At 44.5% G+C, this 3,682-nt stretch carries 3 protein-coding genes; 1 reads left to right on the forward strand and 2 read right to left on the reverse strand.

What is annotated here, in order from left to right; genetic code table 11:
• Nucleotides 1-73 precede the first annotated feature (73 nt).
• Together phoU and B4J23_RS11530 are read right to left on the reverse strand one after the other, a co-directional pair.
• Nucleotides 74-793 carry a phosphate signaling complex protein PhoU gene (phoU, locus tag B4J23_RS11525; RefSeq protein WP_034705351.1) on the reverse strand — a complete coding sequence of 240 codons (720 nt, stop codon included), beginning with the start codon at nucleotides 791-793 and terminating at the stop codon, nucleotides 74-76.
• Nucleotides 794-891: 98 nt separating this feature from the next.
• On the reverse strand, nucleotides 892-2,241 hold the full coding sequence (locus B4J23_RS11530) for a TolC family outer membrane protein (protein WP_291360745.1): 1,350 nt from the start codon (nucleotides 2,239-2,241) through the stop codon (nucleotides 892-894).
• A gap of 281 nt (nucleotides 2,242-2,522) precedes the next feature.
• Here B4J23_RS11530 and B4J23_RS11535 point away from each other — a divergent pair, with 281 nt between their 5' ends.
• On the forward strand, nucleotides 2,523-3,560 hold the full coding sequence (locus B4J23_RS11535; RefSeq protein WP_313482900.1) for a hypothetical protein: 1,038 nt from the start codon (nucleotides 2,523-2,525) through the stop codon (nucleotides 3,558-3,560).
• Nucleotides 3,561-3,682: the final 122 nt, after the last annotated feature.

Below are 3,682 nucleotides of genomic sequence, written 5' to 3' on the forward strand. Positions count from 1 at the left end.
ACAATATCAAGAGCATTTTTTGAAATAAAAAAAGCCTGCACAATGCAGGCTTTTTACTATTATTTAGGTTTGCTTAACGCTGAAATTTTTGTTCAATTTCTTCAACACTGCTATGACGTACATCCAGGCCCTTGACCATATAAATGACCTGTTCCGAAATATTACGTGCATGGTCTCCAATGCGTTCCAGTGAGCGTAGTACCCAAAGTACATTGATCACTCGACTAATATGCCGCGGATCTTCAATCATATAAGTCATTAAGGTACGGGTAGCGGACTGATATTCGCGGTCAATATCAGCATCGGCCTGCATCACGCGCAGTGCTTGGTCTACATCCAGACGGGCAAAGGCATCCAATGCATCATGAATCATCACTCGAACTTGGTTACCAATATGTCGGGTTTCCATATAACCGCGTGGTGAACCACCCTCTTCACACAAAGTCTGGGCAATACGGGCAATTTTCGATGCTTCATCTCCAATCCGTTCCAGATCGGTATTGGCCTTGGACATGGCAAGCACCATGCGCAGATCAATAGCAGCAGGATGACGGCGAGCCAAAATCAGGGTGAGTGCCTCATCAATTTCACCTTCCAGGCGGTTCACAATATTGTCCTGAAACTGCACATCGACCGCCATGGCAGCATCTGTATCCAGCAGCGCATGAATGGCATTGGCTACCTGCTGTTCTACCATGCCACCCATGGTCATGAACTTGGTATTTACATCCTGCAATTCTTCATTGAATTGCGAAGAAATATGATGACTGAGCACAGGATTATTGGGACTCAAGGAAATCTACTCCAGAACAGGAAAAGGCAAGAACACATCATGAAATGTCATTAAAGCATGACCATCATGAAAGTTTGATGACAACTCATTAGTCGTCTTTAAGAACGGTCATATTCAATGAGCCAGGCATTCATCTCTGCCAGTTCCTTTTCTGTCAATTGTCCTACTGAAGCCTGTAATTGCAGTACATGCAGCAAATAATCATATTTAGCATTCAGATAGTCAGTCTTAGCAGAGAAGGCATTACGCTGCGCCAGCAATACATCCACCATGGTTTTTAAACCTTCCTGATATTGAGCTCTGGAAGCTTGAGACACAATATCTGAAGACTGCATCGCTGCTTTACGTGCATTCAGCTTGGCCTCATCCGTTTCTACCTGCAGATAAGACTGTTTGACATCGGTGTTGGCTTTGCGGATTGCGGCATCCAGTTGGGCTTCACTTCGCTGCACATTTACGCCGGCCTGACGAATACTTTTTTGGGTTCGGCCCCCGGTAAACAGGTTCCAGTTGACCTCGACGCCAATCTGGTCAAAATCACCATTGGTTGATAACACTGTTTCAGGAGTCTGCTTTAAATAGCCATAGGTTCCGACGGCTTCAACCTGAGGATAGAGAGCCGCCTGCTCTACCCGCTTGGCATCTTCCGAATAGCGTTTCTGCAAACGGGCCTGTAGAATTTCCAGATTCTGGTTTTGTGCCAGTTCGGTCCAGGAACCGATATTACTCGGAACAGGTTTCTGAAACTGGAAATCCTCACGCAGAACCGCCAGATTTTCCTGATAGGGTCCAATCAACTGAGCCAATTGTTCCTGTGCCAGCACCAGTTGCACCTGTGTAGAAATCCGGTTAGCTTGCGCACTCTGATATTGGGCATTGGCTTCACTGACATCACTTCTCGCCACGAGCCCTTCTCGAAGTTTGGCATTCATCATTTTTAGCTGTTCTGATAAAGCCTGCTCTTCCTGTAAATAAGCTGTGGTTAAAGACTGCTGACGTAAAACATTAAAATAGGCTTCTGCCACCTGCAAAATATGCTGCTGCTTTTGCAGACGTAAATTAACTTCACTAAGTTCTACCGAGGTTTTGACCTGCTTATAACCCTGCCAGGCATCCCAGCGAAACAATGGCTGACGTGCAGTAACTGCAATCTGACGCGTGGTCGTACTCGAACCCTGTAATTCCCCAAATTCGGCAGGCAAATCTTCTATCGATGAATTATCAGCAGACTGGTTTTTACGGGTCACATTTCCAGATAAAGTCACAGTCGGCAATAAATTTCCGCTGGCAATGCCCAGATTGAGCTGGTCCGACTGGTATTGCAACAGATTCGCCTGCCAGTTCGGATCATTCTGCTGGGCACGCTGATAAGCTTCAAGCAGATCCAGCGCAAACAGTGTCGGACTGACACCCAATAAACAGGCACTGACGATGAGTTTTAATTTCATTTTATAGTTTTCACCCCTACAGCCATTTCAATCATCAGATTAAGGCGCTTTAAACCCAGCAATACTAAAGATTTCTTTTGATTTTTTACGTATGACTTTTATTAATTTTCTCTTATAGATCCACGATTTTATTCAATATTCCTCCTATTTTCCCCTTCCTGCATCCTAGCTTAACAAAGCCATTCACAATACTACACATAGAACTTGAATTAGATCTATACAATATAGCTCCCAGTAAGGCAGTTATTTCTGATTTCATCTATATAGAGTCCTGAAGCATAGTGTTAACGCGAATTCATTCGATATTCAAAGTTTGTTTTGTTTTCAGCAGTTTGCTGTTCGTAGGCGGATGCCAGCAATCCTCAGAACCGCAAGTTGAAATGGAACAGGCCGAGGTTAAAACCGTTCAATCTCCCGCGAACGATTTCACTCTCATGTGTGAAAATATTGAAAAAAACATGTCCCAGATTAATGAACAGCGCACCACTTTTGCACTGGAACAGATTAATCAGGACCTGAAAGTGTGTCTGCCGCTCATGGAACTGGCCGAGCAGAAACACCTGATGCAGCGTTCCACCGAAATGTATCAACGCTTCCTGCATGTGGAACGTACCGAATTCCAGCAACGTGCTTTCGAACAATATGCCTTGGATATGGCTCAGCATCCCACCATTCAGCAAAGCCACTTTGAACAGTTGACTACACGCGACCAGTATTTATTGAAGCATAAAGGTCAGGCCTATGTAGAACTGCTGGATCAGGGCAATGGCACGCTGCAATATCGTCGTAGTCCGGAATATCTGGCGCGTATCTTCGCGCCGTATTTACCAGCTGCCGAAAAGGTATTTATTGAGAATCTGGCTGAGCAGAACATTGAACCGGTCTTGGTTGAAAAACGCTTGCAGCTTGAAGCTGCCAATATTGCCGCTCGCGCTTTATTCTGGGAAGATTATCTGCAAACTTATCCGAAAAGTAGCTATCAGCGCGATGCCGAATATCTGCTGAAACAATATACTTATTTCCTGTTCAGAGGCAGCGAGCAATCGCCAATCTCTGAGGATTATCGTGACCGTTATTCAGTAGAAACCAGCCATCTGGAAACTATTATTGGTCTAGCGCGTGGTCAGAAATCCAAGTTATCGACACAGGCGCAATTATTTTTAGAGTTTCTGGACATGAATCCTGAACAGCGTCAGCGTGCCTTAGCTGCGGAATATCGTGACCGTTCCAGCACTGAACAGATTTTATATTATGCTCAAGTCACCCCACCCTCACAGAACTATGGTAAAGACTGCTTTAAGGATGCGATCTGTCTTTAAAACAATCTTTTCTTAAAAATCGATGAGATAGCCGAAAATCAGCAACTCCTCCCAATTTAAAGCTACTTTTTAAATACCAACTAAGCTAAGATTTAACTTCGCTTGACGGAGCGCGAGTAATA

It is taken from the genome of Acinetobacter sp. UBA3025, from assembly GCF_002367915.1.
Lineage (GTDB): Bacteria > Pseudomonadota > Gammaproteobacteria > Pseudomonadales > Moraxellaceae > Acinetobacter.